At 72.5% G+C, this 1,797-nt stretch carries 2 protein-coding genes; both read left to right on the top strand.

All coding sequences use genetic code 11. The features are described from left to right. Positions 1-571 (top strand): outer membrane lipoprotein carrier protein LolA (locus tag DPV74_RS41180; RefSeq protein WP_162923331.1); only part of this gene is annotated, 571 nt, incomplete at its 5' end. Beyond that, a partial coding sequence (locus DPV74_RS41175; protein ID WP_162923330.1) for an MMPL family transporter occupies positions 571-1,797 on the top strand: 1,227 nt, incomplete at its 3' end. The genes DPV74_RS41180 and DPV74_RS41175, both read left to right, overlap by 1 nt.

The raw sequence follows: 1,797 nt of genomic DNA, 5'->3' as shown, positions 1-1,797 counted from the left end.
CACCGCCGCGATCGCGCTGGCCGCCGCGCCCGCGCAGGCGGCCGACGCGGCGCCGGCGTGGACCCTCGACCGGCTGATGTCGACGCTCGCGCAGCACAAGTCGGGGCGTGCGACGTTCACCGAGACGAAGTACCTGTCGATCGCGACGCAGCCGGTCGAATCGTCCGGCGAACTCGTGTTCGTCGCGCCGGACCATCTCGAGAAGCACACGCTGAGCCCGAAGCCCGAACACCTCGTCGTCGACGGCGACATGCTCACCGTCGAGCGCAACAGCCGCAAGTACACGCTCGCACTCGCGCGCTATCCGGAACTCGGCGCGTTCATCGACAGCATCCGCGCGACGCTCGCCGGCAACCGCTTCGCGCTCGAACAGGTCTACAAGGTCGCACTCGCCGGGCGCGGCGACGACTGGACGCTGACGCTCACGCCGCTCGACTCGCGGATGCTGAAGGTCGTCAGCACGATCACGCTCGACGGCACGCGCGACCTGTTGCGCAGCGTCGCGATCCGGCAGGCCGACGGCGACCGTTCGGTGATGCGCCTGCAACCCGTTCCGGCGAACCCGAACTGATGGACGAACGCACCCGGCCCCCGTCTTCGCCGGTCGCCCGCCGCCTGCACGCGCTGCGGCAGCGCGCGGTGCTCGTGTGGCTGCTCGCGCTCGTCGCGTGCGGCATCGCGATCGGGCGCGCGCACTTCACGGCCGACCTGTCCGCGTTCCTGCCGAGTTCGCCGAGCGCCGGGCAGCGCGTGCTCGTCGACCAGTTGCGCGACGGCATCGTGTCGCGGCTGATCCTCGTCGCGATCGACGGCGGCGATGCAGCCACGCGCGCCGCGCTGTCGCGGCGCGTGGCCGGCACGCTGCGCGCCGATCCGCAGTTCGCGGCCGTGCACAACGGCGAAGCGGCGAACGACGCGCGCGACCGGCAGTTCATCTTCGATCACCGCTATCTGCTGAGCCCGGCCGTCACGCCGCAGCGCTTCAGCGCCGACGGCCTGCACCAGGCGCTCGGCGACAGCCTCGACCTGCTGAGCTCGTCGGCCGGCCTCGTGGCCAAGGCGCTGCTGCCGCGCGACCCGACCGGCGAAGTCGCCACGCTCGTCGACCAGCTCGACGGCGCGGCGCAACCGGCGAGCCGCGACGGCGTGTGGGCGTCGCGCGACGGCACCCGCGCGGTACTCGTCGTGCAGACGGCCGCCGCCGGTTCCGATACCGATGCCCAGGCCCGCGCGATCGACGCGGTGCGCCGCGCGTTCGCCGCCGCAAAGCAGGCCCCGAAGCAGGCCATGCCGAACGCCGCCGCCGCCACGCTCGCGATGACGGGCCCCGGCGTGTTCTCGGTCGACACGCGCGACACGATCCGGCACGACGTCGAACGGCTGTCGACGGCGAGCGTCGTGCTGATCGTCGCGTTGCTGCTGACGCTGTACCGTTCGCCGCGCACGCTCGCGCTCGGCTTGCTGCCGGTGCTGACGGGCGTCGCGGCGGGAATCGCGGCGGTCAGCGTCGCGTTCGGCACCGTCCACGGGCTGACGCTCGGTTTCGGTACGACGCTGATCGGCGAAGCCGTCGACTATTCGATCTACCTGTTCGTGCAATCGGCGCAGGCCGGCACGCGCGGCGCGGCGCGCCCGGCCGATGCGACGCGCGCCTGGATCGCCGCGTACTGGCCGACGATCCGGCTCGGCGTGCTGACGTCCGTGTGCGGTTTCGCGTCGATGCTGTTCTCCGGGTTCCCCGGCCTCGTGCAGCTCGGGCTGTATTCGATCGTCGGGCTGACGGCCGCCGCGCTCGTC

Origin of the sequence: Burkholderia sp. HAN2018, assembly GCF_024704855.1 — a bacterium.
GTDB classification, from domain to species: domain Bacteria; phylum Pseudomonadota; class Gammaproteobacteria; order Burkholderiales; family Burkholderiaceae; genus Burkholderia; species Burkholderia cepacia.
This window is presented reverse-complemented; position numbering and strand designations above follow the sequence as displayed.